12 protein-coding genes and 1 riboswitch are annotated in these 15,034 nt (G+C 69.8%); of the genes, 5 read left to right on the plus strand and 7 right to left on the minus strand.

Going from position 1 to position 15,034, the window contains the following annotated elements:
- Positions 1 to 70: 70 nt before the first annotated feature.
- From V9U70_RS27680 to V9U70_RS27705, 6 genes are all read right to left on the minus strand, one after another.
- The gene (locus V9U70_RS27680; protein WP_336679648.1) at positions 71 to 1,087 is read right to left on the minus strand and encodes a ribonucleotide-diphosphate reductase subunit beta; all 1,017 of its coding nucleotides are present in this window, start codon (positions 1,085 to 1,087) and stop codon (positions 71 to 73) included.
- A complete protein-coding gene (locus V9U70_RS27685; protein ID WP_336679649.1) occupies positions 1,087 to 3,510 on the minus strand; it encodes a ribonucleoside-diphosphate reductase subunit alpha in 2,424 nt (807 codons plus the stop codon). Before V9U70_RS27685 ends, V9U70_RS27680 begins: the two co-directional genes overlap by 1 nt.
- Positions 3,511 to 3,646: 136 nt before the next feature.
- Positions 3,647 to 3,769: riboswitch (cobalamin riboswitch) on the minus strand.
- 122 nt (positions 3,770 to 3,891) lie between these two features.
- Positions 3,892 to 4,557: a hypothetical protein gene (locus V9U70_RS27690; protein WP_336680115.1), complete on the minus strand. Its 666-nt coding sequence runs from the start codon at positions 4,555 to 4,557 to the stop codon at positions 3,892 to 3,894.
- 126 nt (positions 4,558 to 4,683) lie between these two features.
- Positions 4,684 to 6,318, minus strand: coding sequence for a monocarboxylate uptake permease MctP (gene mctP / locus V9U70_RS27695; RefSeq protein ID WP_336679651.1), 1,635 nt, complete (start codon positions 6,316 to 6,318; stop codon positions 4,684 to 4,686).
- A complete protein-coding gene (locus tag V9U70_RS27700) occupies positions 6,315 to 6,569 on the minus strand; it encodes a DUF3311 domain-containing protein (RefSeq protein ID WP_336679652.1) in 255 nt (84 codons plus the stop codon). Before V9U70_RS27700 ends, mctP begins: the two co-directional genes overlap by 4 nt.
- Positions 6,570 to 6,919: 350 nt before the next feature.
- The gene (locus V9U70_RS27705; protein ID WP_336680117.1) at positions 6,920 to 7,684 is read right to left on the minus strand and encodes a GntR family transcriptional regulator; all 765 of its coding nucleotides are present in this window, start codon (positions 7,682 to 7,684) and stop codon (positions 6,920 to 6,922) included.
- A 278-nt stretch (positions 7,685 to 7,962) separates the two neighbouring features.
- On the opposite strand from V9U70_RS27705, the gene V9U70_RS27710 reads away from it, so the two are divergent.
- From V9U70_RS27710 to V9U70_RS27725, 4 genes are all read left to right on the plus strand, one after another.
- Positions 7,963 to 9,261, plus strand: a complete 1,299-nt coding sequence (locus V9U70_RS27710; RefSeq protein ID WP_336679654.1) for a sugar ABC transporter substrate-binding protein — start codon at positions 7,963 to 7,965, stop codon at positions 9,259 to 9,261.
- A gap of 114 nt (positions 9,262 to 9,375) precedes the next feature.
- Positions 9,376 to 10,386 carry a carbohydrate ABC transporter permease gene (locus tag V9U70_RS27715; protein WP_336679656.1) on the plus strand — a complete coding sequence of 337 codons (1,011 nt, stop codon included), beginning with the start codon at positions 9,376 to 9,378 and terminating at the stop codon, positions 10,384 to 10,386.
- Entirely contained in the window at positions 10,383 to 11,243 is an 861-nt protein-coding gene (locus tag V9U70_RS27720) for a carbohydrate ABC transporter permease (RefSeq protein WP_336679658.1), read from the plus strand. The genes V9U70_RS27715 and V9U70_RS27720 overlap by 4 nt, the downstream gene beginning before the upstream one ends.
- 9 nt (positions 11,244 to 11,252) lie before the next feature.
- Complete coding sequence (locus tag V9U70_RS27725) at positions 11,253 to 12,782, plus strand: glycoside hydrolase family 3 protein (protein ID WP_336679660.1); 1,530 nt, start codon at positions 11,253 to 11,255, stop codon at positions 12,780 to 12,782.
- Between the two features lie 132 nt (positions 12,783 to 12,914).
- Here the strand turns inward: V9U70_RS27725 and nagB are convergent, their stop codons facing one another.
- The gene (gene nagB / locus V9U70_RS27730) at positions 12,915 to 13,700 is read right to left on the minus strand and encodes a glucosamine-6-phosphate deaminase (RefSeq protein WP_336679662.1); all 786 of its coding nucleotides are present in this window, start codon (positions 13,698 to 13,700) and stop codon (positions 12,915 to 12,917) included.
- A 206-nt stretch (positions 13,701 to 13,906) separates the two neighbouring features.
- Between nagB and V9U70_RS27735 the strand changes: the two genes are divergently transcribed.
- Complete coding sequence (locus V9U70_RS27735) at positions 13,907 to 14,989, plus strand: SIS domain-containing protein (protein WP_336679665.1); 1,083 nt, start codon at positions 13,907 to 13,909, stop codon at positions 14,987 to 14,989.
- Positions 14,990 to 15,034 lie beyond the last annotated feature (45 nt).

Genomic DNA, 15,034 nt, shown 5'->3' on the forward strand with positions numbered 1-15,034 from the left:
CGGAGAACCGGAAAGCGCCGCGTGGCCCCGGGGNNNNCGCGGCGCCTCTCCCGGCGGAGCCGGACGCCCCCTAGAAGTCGTCGTCGAAGCCGACCGAGCCCTCCACCGCCACCTGGTACGCGGACGGGCGGCGCTCGAAGAAGTTCGTCAGCTCCTGGACGCCCTGGAGCTCCATGAACGAGAACGGGTTCTGGGAGCCGTACACCGTCGGGAAGCCGAGGCGTGCGAGCCGCTGGTCGGCGACGCCCTCCAGATACTGGCGCATCGACTCGGTGTTCATGCCCGGCAGGCCCTCGCCGCACAGGTCGCGGCCGAACTGCAGCTCCGCCTCGACCGCCTCCTTCAGCATGTCGGTGACCTGCTGCTGGAGCGCGTCGTCGAAGAGGTCCGGCTCCTCCTTGCGGACGGTGTCCACGACCTCGAACGCGAAGTTCATGTGCATGGTCTCGTCACGGAAGACCCAGTTGGTGCCCGTCGCGAGACCGTGCAGCAGACCGCGCGAACGGAACCAGTACACGTAGGCGAAGGCGCCGTAGAAGAACAGCCCCTCGATGCACGCCGCGAAGCAGATCAGGTTCAGCAGGAAGCGACGGCGGTCGGCCTTCGTCTCCAGCCGCTCGATCTTCTCGACCGAGTCCATCCACCGGAAGCAGAACTGCGCCTTCTCCCGGATCGAGGGAATCTCCTCGACCGCGTCGAACGCCGCCGCCCGGTCGTCCGGGTCGGGCAGGTAGGTGTCCAGCAGCGTCAGATAAAACTGGACGTGCACGGCCTCCTCGAAGAGCTGCCGCGACAGGTACAGCCGCGCCTCGGGGGAGTTGATGTGCTTGTACAGCGTCAGCACGAGGTTGTTGGAGACGATCGAGTCACCGGTCGCGAAGAAGGCCACCAGCCGGCCGATCATGTGCTGCTCACCCGGCGACAGCTTCGCGAGGTCGGCGACGTCGGAGTGCAGGTCGACCTCCTCCACCGTCCAGGTGTTCTTGATCGCGTCCCGGTAGCGCTCGTAGAAGTCGGGGTAGCGCATGGGACGCAGGGTCAGCTCGAATCCCGGGTCGAGCAGGTTCTTCTCTTGGTTCGCACTCATCACTGACAGGCCTCGCAGGACTCGGGGTTCTCCAGGGAGCAGGCGAGGGCGTCCGCGTCGGGAGCCGAGGCCTGCTGTACGGGAAGGGGGGCGGCGGCCGGCGCGGCGCCCGAGGCCGCACGGGCGATCCGGGTCGCCGGACGCGAACGCAGGTAGTACGTCGTCTTCAGCCCCTGCTTCCAGGCGTACGCGTACATCGAGGAGAGCTTGCCGATCGTCGGCGTCTCCAGGAACAGGTTGAGCGACTGGCTCTGGTCGAGGAACGGCGTACGGGCCGCGGCCATGTCGATCAGGCCGCGCTGCGGGATCTCCCACGCCGTGCGGTACAGCGCCCGCACGTCCTCGGGAATCCAGGCGAAGCCCTGCACGGAGCCGCTCGCCTCGCGCAGCGCCTCACGGGTGCGGGCGTCCCACACGCCGAGCTTCTTCAGCTCGTCCACCAGATAGGCGTTGACCTGGAGGAACTCCCCGCTGAGCGTCTCCCGCTTGAACAGGTTGGAGACCTGCGGCTCGATGCACTCGTACACCCCGGCGATCGAGGCGATCGTGGCGGTCGGCGCGATGGCGAGCAGCAGCGAGTTGCGCATGCCGCTCTTCGCGACCCGGGCGCGCAGCGCGTCCCAGCGCTCCGGCCAGTTGAGCTCGGTGTCGTAGTGGTCGGGGTGCAGCACACCGCGCGCGGCGCGGGTCTTCGACCAGGCGGGCAGGGGGCCCGACCGTTCCGCTAGGTCGCAGGAGGCCTCGTAGGCGGCGAGCATGATGCGCTCGGAGATCTTCGTGGAGAGAGCCCGGGCCCGGGGGGAGTCGAAGGGCAGACGCAACTGGAAGAAGACGTCCTGGAGGCCCATCGCTCCCAGCCCCACCGGACGCCAGCGGCTGTTGGAGCGCTCCGCCTGCTCGGTCGGGTAGAAGTTGATGTCGACGACCCGGTCCAGGAAGGTCACCGCGGTGCGCACCGTGGCGTCCAGCCGTTCCCAGTCGATCGAACCGTCGGCGACGAACGCGCCCAGGTTGACGGAGCCCAGGTTGCAGACGGCCGTCTCGCCGTCGTCGGTGACCTCCAGGATCTCCGTGCACAGGTTCGAGGAGTGGACGACCCGGCCCGGCTCCGCGGTCTGGTTCGCGGTGCGGTTCGCGGCGTCCTTGAACGTCATCCAGCCCTGGCCGGTCTGCGCGAGGGTGCGCATCATCCGTCCGTACAGCTCGCGGGCCGGCATCGACTTGCGGGCCAGCCCCTTCGCCTCGGCCGCGCGGTAGGCGGAGTCGAACGCGTCGCCCCACAGGTCGACCAGCTCGGGGACGTCGGCGGGCGAGAACAGCGACCACTCGGTGTCCGCGTCGACCCGGCGCATGAACTCGTCCGGAATCCAGTGCGCCAGGTTCAGGTTGTGCGTACGCCGCTGGTCCTCGCCGGTGTTGTCCCGGAGCTCCAGGAACTCCTCGATGTCCGCGTGCCAGGTCTCCAGGTAGACCGCCGCCGCGCCCTTGCGGCGGCCGCCCTGGTTCACCGCGGCGACGGAGGCGTCCAGCGTCTTGAGGAACGGCACGATGCCGTTGGAGTGCCCGTTGGTGCCCCGGATCAGCGAGCCCCGGGCGCGGATGCGCGAGTACGACAGGCCGATGCCGCCCGCGTGCTTGGAGAGCTGGGCCACCTGGTGGTAGCGGTCGTAGATCGAGTCCAGCTCGTCCTTCGGCGAGTCCAGCAGATAGCAGGAGGACATCTGCGGGTGGCGCGTGCCGGAGTTGAAGAGCGTGGGGGAGGAGGGCAGGTAGTCGAGTCGGCTCATCAGCCGGTAGAGCGCGGCGACCTCGTCCACCGCACGCCCCGAGTCGTCCTCCGCGAGGCCCGCTGCCACCCGCAGCATGAAGTGCTGCGGGGTCTCGATCACCTGGCGGGTGTGCGGGTGGCGCAGCAGATAGCGGCTGTACAGCGTACGGAGACCGAAGTAGCCGAAGCGGTCGTCGTCGCCGTCGGCCATGGCCTGCCCGACCAGAGCGTCGAGCGCCGTCGTGTGCAGGGTGACGAACGCGGCGGTGCGGTCTGCGATCAGGCCCTCGCGGTGGCCCACCGCGACCGAGGCGGAGAAGGACGTCGCGCCCTGGCCCGCGGCCTCGTCCGCGATCGTGCGGGTCAGCAGCCGGGCCGCGAGCCGGGAGTACGAGGGGTCCTCGGAGATCAGGCCCGCGGCGGCCTCTGTGGCCAGCGAGCGCAGCTCGGCCTCGTCGGAGCGGGCGTTGCGCCCGCGCAGCGCGGCGGCGGCGACCCGCCCGGGGTCGGTGTCGGGGAGATCGACGGTGAGGTCGGTCAGGGTCCGCAGCAGGGCGGTCCCGGGTGCGTCGTCCGAGGCCTTCCCGGTCGCGGTCGACACGGCGGACTCGGCGGACCCGGTGGCTGAAACCGGATCGGCGGGCGCGATGGTCACGGGGCTTTCCCTCGCTCGGCTGGGGCCGGCGGCGGGCAGGGGAAGCCGCGCAGCGCGGAGCCCGGGACAGGGCGGCACTGCTGACGGCGTCCACCGGCCTTCCGCGAGGCCCGGACGTCTGGCGTCCGGTTCGGTCGAGCCGGACGCACTGTCGACAGGTCTTCGGACTTCAGATGTGCGAAAGCACACTGATCACACCGTTGCGGGACAGTTCCGGATTCACACCGGATTCCCCTGCGGCGACAGCGAGGTCGAGCATACATGTGGGGGCCGCCCGATACGGCAGCCCCCACATGTTGTGTCGCGGCGATGCCACGGGCCCTTCAGCGGGCCGTGCCCCCGCCCGGTCGGACGGCGGCCGGACGCCGCCGGGCCAACCCCTCAGCCGCTCGCGCCGACGCCGTTGTCGGGGGCTCCGTCGCCCACCGGCGGCAGATCGCCGCGCTCGACCGGCTGCTGGGCGGGCGCGTCCGCGGTCGGCGGCAGTATCTGGTCCAGCTCGTGATCGTCCGCCCGGTGGGCGGCCAGGGCCGCCTTCCGCAGCGTCGCCCGGTCCACCTCCCGGAGAGCCCCGCCGACCCTGACCACCAGGCCGTCCCGCGCTCGCGCGTACTCATGGCCGAGGTCCGAGGTCCGGTACCACTGGCGACCGTCCCGCTCACAGGTCACCCGGCCGCCCGGGGCGTCGGCGGAGGCCTCCTCGCAGACGTCCTCGCCGGGTGAGCCCCGCTCCGCCGAGAGCTGGAACTGACCGCCGTCCGGCGTGGTGTAGAAGCTGCTGAACCCGTCGTCGCCGAGCACCCCGACCGACTGGCGGGCCAACGTGTAGCCCTCCGCCTCGGTCACCCACACGTGATCGGCGACGGTCTGCAGCAACTTCGCCCGCGCCTCCAGCTCCGCGCGGTCGGGCGCCGGAGCCGACGCGCCGCCCCGCCCCGCCGCCTCCGAGCCGGGCGCCGCCTGCGTGCCGCAGCCCGCGAGGGCCACGGCCAGCGCGGCGGTCAGAAGGACGGGTCTGAGCCGGGGCGGCCGAGCGGAGAGAGTTATGCGCACATCCTTTCGTACGGCGAGGGAGCGGCGTGCCGGGCGGGGGAGCGGCGGCCGGGCAACGGGTCGGGCCGCCGCCCCTCCCGGGAAGGAGGTGCGGCGGCCCGGTGCGCGGGTACCGCCGGGTCAGTGCCCGCCCGGCGCCCCCACCGTGGCCGGCGGCAGCTCCGCCTTGACGCCCGGGTCGCCGGCGTCGGCCGTGTAGTCGGACGGCGAGGTCTCGTCGACGCCCACCGGGGCCTTCAGCGCCTTCATGACGAACGTGAGGACGACGACCACCACCAGGTTGAGCACGAACGCGGTCAGTCCGATGTAGCCGATCTCCCCGATGCCGGGGATCTCCTTGGAGGACCCGCCGAAGTGCTTCTGGGTCGGACTCGCCACGCCGTACGCGGCGATCGTCCCGTACAGCATGCCGACCGCCCAGCCCCCGAGGAGCGCCCAGCGGTGGAACCACCGGGTGAACAGACCGCCGACCAGGGAGGGCATCGTCTGGAGAATCCAGATCCCGCCGAGCAGCTGGAAGTTGATCGCGACCGTCTTGTCCATGGTCAGGACGAAGGCCAGGGCCCCGACCTTGACCAGCAGGGACACCAGCTTGGATACCTTGGTCTCCTGGGCCGGGGTGGCGTCCGGCCGGATGAAGTCCTTGTAGATGTTCCGGGTGAAGAGGTTCGCCGCGGCGATCGACATGATCGCGGCAGGTACCAGCGCGCCGATGCCGATGGCGGCGAACGCCACTCCGGCGAACCAGTCGGGGAACATGTTCTCGAAGAGTTGCGGGATGGCCAACTGGCCGTTGTCGACCTTGATCCCGGCGGCGATCGCCATGAAGCCGAGCAGCGCCAGCAGCCCCAGCATCAGTGAGTACAGCGGCAGGATCGTGGTGTTGCGACGGATCACCTCGCGGCTGCGGCTGGACAGCGTCGCCGTGATGGAGTGCGGGTACATGAAGAGCGCCAGCGCCGAGCCCAGGGCCAGGGTGGCGTACCCCCACTGCCCCATCTCGCCCGGGATCAGCGAGCCGCGCGCCTGGCCCGTCTGCGGGTTCTCCTGGGCGAACGCCTCACTCGCCTTGGTGAAGATCTCGTCGAAGCCGCCGAGCTTGATCGGGATGTAGATGATGGCCACCGCGATGACCAGATAGATCAGGCCGTCCTTGACGAACGCGATCAGGGCCGGCGCCCGCAGCCCGGATGAGTAGGTGTACGCGGCCAGCACCGCGAAGGCGATGAGGATCGGCAGGTCCTTGATGAACCAGTGGGTGCCCTCGCCGCCGCCGACGCCCATCACGTCCAGCACCGCCTGGATGCCGACGAGTTGCAGCGCGATGTACGGCATGGTGGCGAGGATGCCGGTGAGGGCGACCGCCAGCGACAGCCCCTTCGACCCGAAGCGGCCGCGGACGAAGTCGGAGGTGGTGACGTACCCGTGCTTGTGCGACACCGACCACAGCCGGGGCAGGAAGGTGAAGATCAGCGGGTAGACCAGGATCGTGTACGGCACGGCGAAGAAGCCGGCCGCGCCCGCGGCGTAGATGGCCGCCGGGACGGCGACGAAGGTGTACGCGGTGTAGAGGTCGCCGCCGAGCAGGAACCAGGTGACCCAGGTGCCGAACGACCGTCCGCCCAGGCCCCATTCGTCCAGGGTCGCCCCGTCGTCCGCCCGGCGCCAGCGTGCGGCCATGAAGCCCATGACCGTGACGGCCAGGAAGAAGAAGATGAAGACGGCGAGCGCGACGCCGTTCACGCCGTCCTTCATGCGGAGGCACCCTTCCTGCGGGCGCGCTGGTCACGCCGCCACAGCTGGTAGGCGACCATCGTCAGCGCGGTCGAGATGACGACCCAGAGCATCTGGTACCAGTAGAAGAACGGGATGCCGATGAACTTCGGCTCGATCCGGGCGTACGAGCTCACCCAGAGCATCGCGACGAACGGCGCGGCGAGGCAGATCCCGATGACCACTCTGGCGGGCGTCACCGTAGGCGGTTTCGCTTCGTTCTCGTCTGGCATGTGGTGACTCCGTCCCCTCGCTGATCACCGGTGCAATGGGGAGGGAATCTAGGGGACCTGTCCGCCCAGCGTCACCCCCTCTCCGCATTGCGGTCCGGCAACGGTGATGTTCCGCACGAGGACACGGGCGCGGCGGCGATATGGTTCACCGCTTCGCGGGGTGATTCGGAGCCCTTCGCCTCCGGTCCGTCCGGCGCTCGGCCGGGCGGGCGGGTGCTCGGCATGCGGGCGGCGCGCGACCGCGTCGACCGCGTCGGAGCACTCCCGTGGCTGACCGAAAACGGGCGGTGGCCCGGGGGTCCGTCCCCGGGCCACCGCCCTCGTGTACGTGGCGCCGTGCCCGGCGTCCGTCAGTCGGCCGGCCGCTTGAGGCGGGCCACGAACTTGTAGCGGTCGCCCCGGTAGACGGAGCGCACCCACTCCACCGGTTCGCCCTGGCCGTCGATCGAGTGCCGGGACAGCATCAGCATCGGCAGCCCCACGTCCGTGCCCAGCAGCCCCGCCTCGCGCGGAGTGGCGAGCGAGGTCTCGATGGTCTCCTCGGCCTCGGCCAGACGGACGTCGTACACCTCGGCGAGCGCGGTGTAGAGCGAGGTGTACTTCACCAGCGAACGGCGCAGCGCCGGGAAGCGTTTGGCCGAAAGGTGTGTGGTCTCGATCGCCATCGGCTCCCCGCTGGCGAGCCGCAGCCGCTCGATGCGCAGCACCCGGCCGCCCGTCGAGATGTCCAGCAGACCGGCGAGCGTGTCGTCCGCCGTCACATAGCCGATGTCCAGCAGTTGGGACGTGGGCTCCAGTCCCTGGGCGCGCATGTCCTCGGTGTACGAGGTCAGCTGGAGGGCCTGGGAGACCTTCGGCTTGGCGACGAAGGTTCCTTTGCCCTGGATGCGTTCCAGCCGGCCCTCGACCACCAGTTCCTGGAGGGCCTGGCGCACGGTGGTGCGCGAGGTGTCGAACTCGGCGGCCAGGGTGCGCTCGGGCGGCACCGGAGTGCCGGGCGGCAGAGTGTCCGTCATGTCGAGGAGATGTCGCTTGAGCCGGTAGTACTTCGGCACGCGCGCGATGCGTGTTCCGGTACCGGTTTCACTCCCCGAACTGCCCCCGTCGGCGCCCATGGCCCGCCTTCCCGACTGCTGCGTTGCTGCCGTCACCGGCTCCTCCGTCTGTCGCGGCTCACATGGTGGCACGGTCCGGTCACGGGTCGTCGCCCTCCCTCAGGTGTCGGTCCTATAACGGACGCGAGTGCACTTCTTATACACCCTTGACACCCCTAAAGGTCTAGGCCAAGCTCCCGGTACTGGTCTAAACCATTAAAGACCAGGTCCAGCCCCAGCAGAACTCGTCGAATGACTTCGCGGTGGGTGGGGTTGCAGCATCCCTGAGGAGGTTTGACGTGAAGCGCAAGCTCATCGCGGCGATCGGCGTCGCGGGCATGTTGGTTTCGGTCGCGGCATGTGGCTCCGGTGACTCGACGTCGTCGAAGGACCCGAAGGACCGCAAGGAAACCCTGACCGTCTGGCTCATGGGCGAGGCCCAGTCGACCTGGCCCGAGCTGGTCAAGGACGTCAACGCCGAATTCAACGAGAAGTACCCGGGCGTCAAGGTCGAGGTTCAGTACCAGCAGTGGGCCGACAAGGTCAAGAAGCTGGACACCTCCCTCGGCGGAGACAAGTTCCCGGATGTCGTCGAACTCGGCAACACCGAGACGATGCAGTACATCCTCAATGGTGCGCTCGGAGAAATCGACCCCAAGAAGTACGAGAACTCGGACACCTGGATCAAGGGTCTGAAGGACACGTGCACCTTCGAGGGCAAGACCTACTGCGTTCCTTACTACGCCAGCGCGCGTCTGGCCGTGTACAACAAGGACATGCTGAAGGCCGGCACCGGCAGCGACGCCCTTCCGCAGACCGAGGACGAGTTCCTCGCGGCGATGGACAAGGTCTCCGCCGAACTGGCCAAGACCGACAAGCGCGCCTCCTCCCTCTACTTCCCCGGCCGCTACTGGTACGCCGCGATGTCCTACGTCGCCGCCTACGGAGGCCAGATAGCCGAGTACGACGAGGGCGGCAAGGAATGGAAGGCCACTCTCTCCACGCCTGAGGCGCAGAAGGGCATCCAGCACTTCGTCGACCTGGTCAAGAAGTACAACAAGGCCGACCAGCTGAAGGACGAGCAGGACCACGCCAACGTCATGGCCAACAAGAAGGCCGCGGTCATCTACGGCCAGGCCTGGGAGGCCGGCAGCGTCACGTCGGGCCCGAACGGCAACCCGAAGCTCGAGGGCAAGATCGCCACGGCCGGCATGCCCGGTCCCGAGGGCAAGGCCCTTCCCTCCTTCATCGGCGGCTCGGACCTCGCGACGATCTCCAAGTCCAAGATCCAGGACCTCGGCGAGGAGTGGATCTCCCTCTTCACCAACGCGAAGTCCATGGAGGTCCTCGCGTCGAAGAACATCCTCCCCAACAACGAGAAGCAGCTTGAGCCGCTGAAGGCGAAGCCCGAGACCGCCGCCATCGCCAACGCGGTGCCGGACGCCTGGTTCACGCCGATCGCTCCGGGCTGGGCCTCCATCGAGAAGGAGGAGATCCTGGAGAACCTGCTCCTGGAGGTCCTCAAGGGCTCCTCCGTCGCCGACGCCACCAAGACGGCCGACGAGAAGATCAACGAGCTGATCAACAAGGAAGCCTGACCTTCCCGATCGCCAGGCGGGGCCCGGCGCGAAAGCCGGGCCCCGCTCCTTTCCAGCAAGTGAACGCCGTGAATTCCGGGGTCCGCCCCGGACCCGCGATGGAAGGTCAGCCACGTGTCTGCCGCTGATACCAAGGCCGCCGGGCCGCCGGTTTCCGTACCCCCCGACCCGCAGCCGACCGGGAAGGAGCCGTCGCACGACGGCGCCGCGCCCCGGGTGCAGAAGAGGAAGCGGAAGAAGGGGGAGCTGCTCCCCTACTTCCTGATCCTCCCGGCGATCGTGGCGATCGCCGCCGTCTACCTCTATCCCCTGGGCAAGACGGTCATCATGTCCTTCCAGGACATGGGCCGACGTGAACTGTGGTCCGGAGAGCCCGCCCCCTGGGTCGGCTTCGAACAGTTCACCAACATCCTCGGCGACCCCGAGTTCTGGTGGGTGACCTTCCGCACGGTCGTCTTCATGGCCATCTGTGTGACGCTGACGATGGGCATCGGACTCCTGATCGCCCTGCTCATGCGCAAGCTCTCCACCTGGGTCCGGCTCACGCTGACCTTCTGCCTCATCGCCGCCTGGTCGATGCCGCTGATGGTGGCCGCCTCGATCTTCCGGTTCATGGCCGACTCCGACTACGGCCTGCTGAACACGCTGATCGCCAAGGTGGTCGGCGAGGACTGGCTCGGCCACAACTGGTACCTCGACCCGATCCAGGGCTTCGCCATCATCACCCTGTTGGTCGTCTGGGGCGCCATCCCGTTCGTCGTCGTCACCCTGTACGCCGCCCTCACCCAGGTCCCCCAGGAACTGGAGGAGGCCGCCGCCCTCGACGGCGCCAGCTCCTATGGCATCTACAAGTACGTCACCTGGCCGGTGATCAAGCCGGTCTTCATCATGATCACCACGCTGTCGGTGATCTGGGACTTCAACGTCTTCGGTCAGATCTGGCTGCTGCGCGGCAACAAGCCCGAGCCGGAGTACGAGACCCTCGGCCTCTACTCCTACTCCAAGGCGTTCGAGTCCACCTCCTTCAGTCAGGGCTCCGCGATCGCCCTGATCACGGTGCTGCTGCTGTCCGGCGTGGCCGTGTACTACCTGCGCCAGCTCATGAAGACGGGAGAGGTCGAATGAGCAGCTCGACCGAAACACAGGTGCTGCGCCCCGACCGGAAGAAGAGCCGGCTCCACTTCGACCTGCTCGGTCTCGGCGTCGCGCTGTTCATGGTCTTCCCGGTCTACTGGCTGGTGATCAGCGCCCTGCGGCCCAACCGGGAGATCCGCAGCTACGACCAGACCCTGTGGCCCTCCTCGATCACCTTCGAGAACTTCGTCCGGGCCACAGAACAGCCGAACTTCGCCACCGCCATCCAGTCCAGCCTGATCGTCGCCGTCACCGCGGTGGTCGGCGGCATGGTCATCGCGACCCTGGCGGCCCTGGCGATCGGACGCTTCCGGTTCTTCGGCCGCAAGGCCCTGGTCCTGGTCATGATCCTGGTCCAGATGCTGCCGCCGACGGCGATGCTCATCCCGATCTACGCCCAGCTCAACGCCATGGGCGGGATCGACGAGTACTGGGGCCTGATCGTCGTCTACCTGGTCTCCACGCTGCCCTTCGCCACCATCATGATCCGCGGCTTCGTCGTGAACATCCCGGTGGAGCTGGAGGAGTCCGCGATGGTGGACGGGTGCACCCGCTTCGGCGCCTTCCGCCGGGTGATCTTCCCGCTGCTCGCCCCCGGGCTCGCCGCCGCGTCGATCTTCGCCCTGGTGAACGCGTGGAACGAGTACCTCTTCGCCTACATCCTGATCAACGACAACTCCAAGTACACGCTCAACGTGTGGCTGATGACGTTCACGACCGAGCGCGGCACGGACTACGGCGCCCTCATGGCGGCGTCGACCATGATCGCGCTGCCCGTCGTCGTGTTCTTCATGATCATTCAGAAGAAGATGGCCGCAGGCCTCACTTCCGGCGCAGTGAAGGGATAGCGCGGGCCTATGACCACCCTCGTTTCGACCACCGACACCCTGACACGCGACGCGCTCGCCGTGCTCCAGCCGGGCTTCGCCGGCACCGCTCCGCCGGACTGGCTGCTGCGCCGTGTCGGTGAGGGCCTCGCCTGCGTGGCGCTGTTCGGCCGCAACGTCACCTCCTCCGAGCAGCTCGCCGCCCTGACCGAGAGGCTGCGCGCCGAGCGGGAGGACGTCCTCGTCGCGATCGACGAGGAGAGCGGCGACGTCACCCGCCTGGAGGTCGTGCACGGGTCCTCGTTCCCCGGCAACCTGGCCCTCGGGTCGGTGGACGACGTCCACCTCACGCGGTCCGTCGCCAAGGAGCTGGGCCACCGGCTCGCCGAGTGCGGCGTCAACCTCAACTGGGCGCCGTCCGCCGACGTCAACGCCAACCCGAACAACCCGGTCATCGGCGTACGCGCCTTCGGGGCCGACTCCGCCCTGACCGCCCGGCACACCGCGGCGTACGTCGAGGGCCTGCAATCCTCAGGCGTCGCCGCCTGCACCAAGCACTTCCCCGGACACGGCGACACCGCGGTCGACTCCCACCACGGGACGCCGCGGATCGATGTGGACCTGGACATCCTGCACGCCCGTGAGCTGGCGCCCTTCCGGGCGGCCATCGCCGCGGGCACCCGATGCGTGATGAGCGCGCACATCCTGCTTCCCGCACTCGACCCGGACCGGCCGGCCACCGTGAGCCCGCGGATTCTCACCGGTCTGCTGCGGGAGGAACTCGGCTTCGACGGTCTGATCGTCACCGACGGCATCGACATGGAGGCCATCTCCAAGGTCTACGGCATGGAGCACGGGACTGTCCTGGCGATAGCCGCGGGCGCCGACGCCATCTGTGTCGGCGGCGGTCCGTCGGACGAGGGGACGGTGCTGCGGTTGCGTGACGCGCTCGTCACCGCTGTCCGCGCCGGGGAACTGCCCGAGGAGCGGCTCGCCGACGCCGCCGCCCGGGTGCGGGCCCTCGCGTCCTGGACGCAGAAGGCCCGGGGGGAGGACGCGGGGCCGGGCGCGGACGTGCAGGAGGGGACCGCGCCCGGCTCCCGAGTCCGCTCGGACGTCGGCCTGGTGGCCGCCCGCCGCGCGGTCCGGGTGACCGGCTCCGGCGCCCCGCTGACCGAGGCGGCCTACGTCGCCACGTTCAACCCGGTGGCGAACATCGCCGTCGGGGGGCAGACCCCCTGGGGCATCTCCGCGGACCTGGCCAGGATCCTGCCGGGCACCGCCGCGGACGTCTACACCAGCGAGAGCGCCGATCCGGCGGCCGCCGCGCTCCTGGCCGCGGGGGAGCGGCGCATCGTCGCCGTCGTCCGCGACGAGCACCGGCACGCCTGGATGCGCGAGGCGCTCGACGCCCTGCTGGCGGCGCGGCCGGACACGGTCGTGGTCGAGATGGGCCTGCCCCGGTCGGAGCCCAGGGGGGAGCTGCACGTCGCCACCCACGGCGCCGCCCGGGTCTGCGCGCTGGCCGCGGTGGAGGCGCTCACGGGCTCCCGGGCCTGACGGACGCAGGGCCCCGGGGGAGACGAGTCCGTCCGGCGATCGAGGATCGAGCCTCTCGCCGGACGGGCGGCACGACGAAGGGCCGGGACGCCAGACGGCGTCCCGGCCCTTCGTCGCGCCGGTGGGAGAGCCCTACAGCCCCTGCCACCGTGGCTTCGCCGCGTAGGTGGCCCGGAAGTAGTCCGCCAGCTTCAGCTTGGAGGCGGCGGCCTCGTCCACCACGACCGTGGCGTGCGGGTGCAGCTGGAGCGCGGAGGCGGGCACGATCGAGGCGACCGGGCCCTCCACCGTCTGCGCGACGGCCTCCGCCTTGCCCTCGCCGGTGGCCAGCAGGATGGGGTGGCGGGAGTCCAGGATGGTCCCGATGCCCTGGGTGATCACGTGATGCGGCACCTGGTCGATGTCGTCGTCGAAGAACCGCGCGTTGTCGATCCGCGTCTGCTGCGTCAGCGTCTTGATCCGGGTGCGCGAGGCGAGCGAGGAGCACGGCTCGTTGAAGCCGATGTGCCCGTCGGTGCCGATGCCCAGCAGCTGGAGGTCGACGCCGCCCGCCTCCGCCAGCGCCCGGTCGTACGCCTCGCACGCGGCCTGCACGTCCTCGGCGGCGCCGTCGGGCCCCATGAACGCGGTCTCGGAGAGCCCGAGCGGCTCGATGACCTCGCGCAGCACCACGGAGCGGTACGACTCGGGGTGGCCCGCCGGCAGGCCGACGTACTCGTCGAGCTGGCAGATCCGGGCGCGCGAGGCGTCGACGGCGCCGGAGGCGGCCTTGGAGGCGAGCGCGCGGTAGACGGGCAGCGGGGTGGAGCCGGTGGCAACGCCGAGCAGGGCGTCGGGCTTGCGGCCGAGCAGCGCCGCGATGGCCTCCGCGATCAGTTCGCCGCCTGCCGTGGCGTCCGGGACGATGACAACTTCCACGCTGTGCCTGCCGATCTGACTAGAGGAGCCTGTGGTATAGACCAATCGAGGCCAATCTAGCAGAGGACGGCGGCCGCGCGGAGAACCGTCCGTCCGCCGGTCCGCTGGCGGGCGGCGGGATTGCCTGGTCGACTTGTCCGGTACGGCGGCGTCGCACGCGTCTCCCGTACGCCGACACCGCAGCCGACAGCGCACGGGAGGTCCCCATGTCCGTCACCCCTCCGGCCGACCGGAGCGGCCAGGGCGACGAGCCCGGCCGCATCATGTCCGGTGAGATGGCCGAGCAGCCCGCGATGCTGCGGCGCATCCTCGAACAGGGCGCGCCCCGCATCCGCGAGGTGGCCGCCGAGATCGCCGCCCGGAAGCCCCGCTTCGTGCTGCTCACCGCCCGGGGCACATCGGACAACGCGGCGCTGTACGCGAAGTACCTCCTGGAGATCCGGCTGGGGCTGCCCTGCGGGCTGGCCTCGATGTCCACCACGACGGCCTACGGCGCCCGGCCGGACCTGACGGACGTCCTGGTGATCACCGTCAGCCAGTCGGGCGGCTCGCCCGACCTGGTGGCGTCCACGAGGGCCGCCCGGGAGGCCGGGGCCGTCACCCTCGCCGTCACCAACAACCCGGACTCCGCGCTGGCCGCGGTCTCCGAATTCCACGTCGACATCCTGGCGGGCCCGGAGAAGGCGCTCCCCGCCACGAAGACCTACACCGCCTCCCTGCTCTCCCTCTACCTCTTCGTCGAGGGCCTGGGCGGGCGGGACGGCACGGCGGCGGCCGCCGCCCTGCCCGACCTCGCGGGCGCGGTCCTGGGCCGCCGGGCCGAGGTCAAGGCGCTGGCCTCCCGCTACCGCTTCGCCGAACGCATGGTGATCACCTCGCGCGGCTACGGCTACCCCACGGCCAAGGAGGCGGCCCTGAAGCTGATGGAGACCAGCTACATCCCCGCGCTCTCCTATTCGGGCGCGGACCTGCTGCACGGCCCGCTGGCGATGGTCGACAACATCTCCCCGGTCATCGCCGTGGTCACCGACGGCCGGGGCGGCGAGGCCCTGCAACCGGTGCTGGACCGGCTGCGCGGGCGCGGCGCCGATCTGTTCGTGGTCGGACCGAAAGCCCAGGTGGAGGCGGCGTCGGCGGGATTCTCGCTGCCCACGGCGGACGTGCCGGAGGAGGTGCAGCCGATTCTGGAGATCCTGCCCCTGCAGATGCTGGCCTACGAGGTCACGATCGCCCGCGGTCAGGACCCGGACGCGCCGCGCGCCCTGGCCAAGGTCACCGAGACCCGTTGAACGCTCTCGGCGGAGCCGAGGGGGACTCGCGGGCCGTGGCGCCGG

The organism is Streptomyces pratensis (assembly GCF_037137275.1).
Classification (GTDB): domain Bacteria; phylum Actinomycetota; class Actinomycetes; order Streptomycetales; family Streptomycetaceae; genus Streptomyces; species Streptomyces pratensis_B.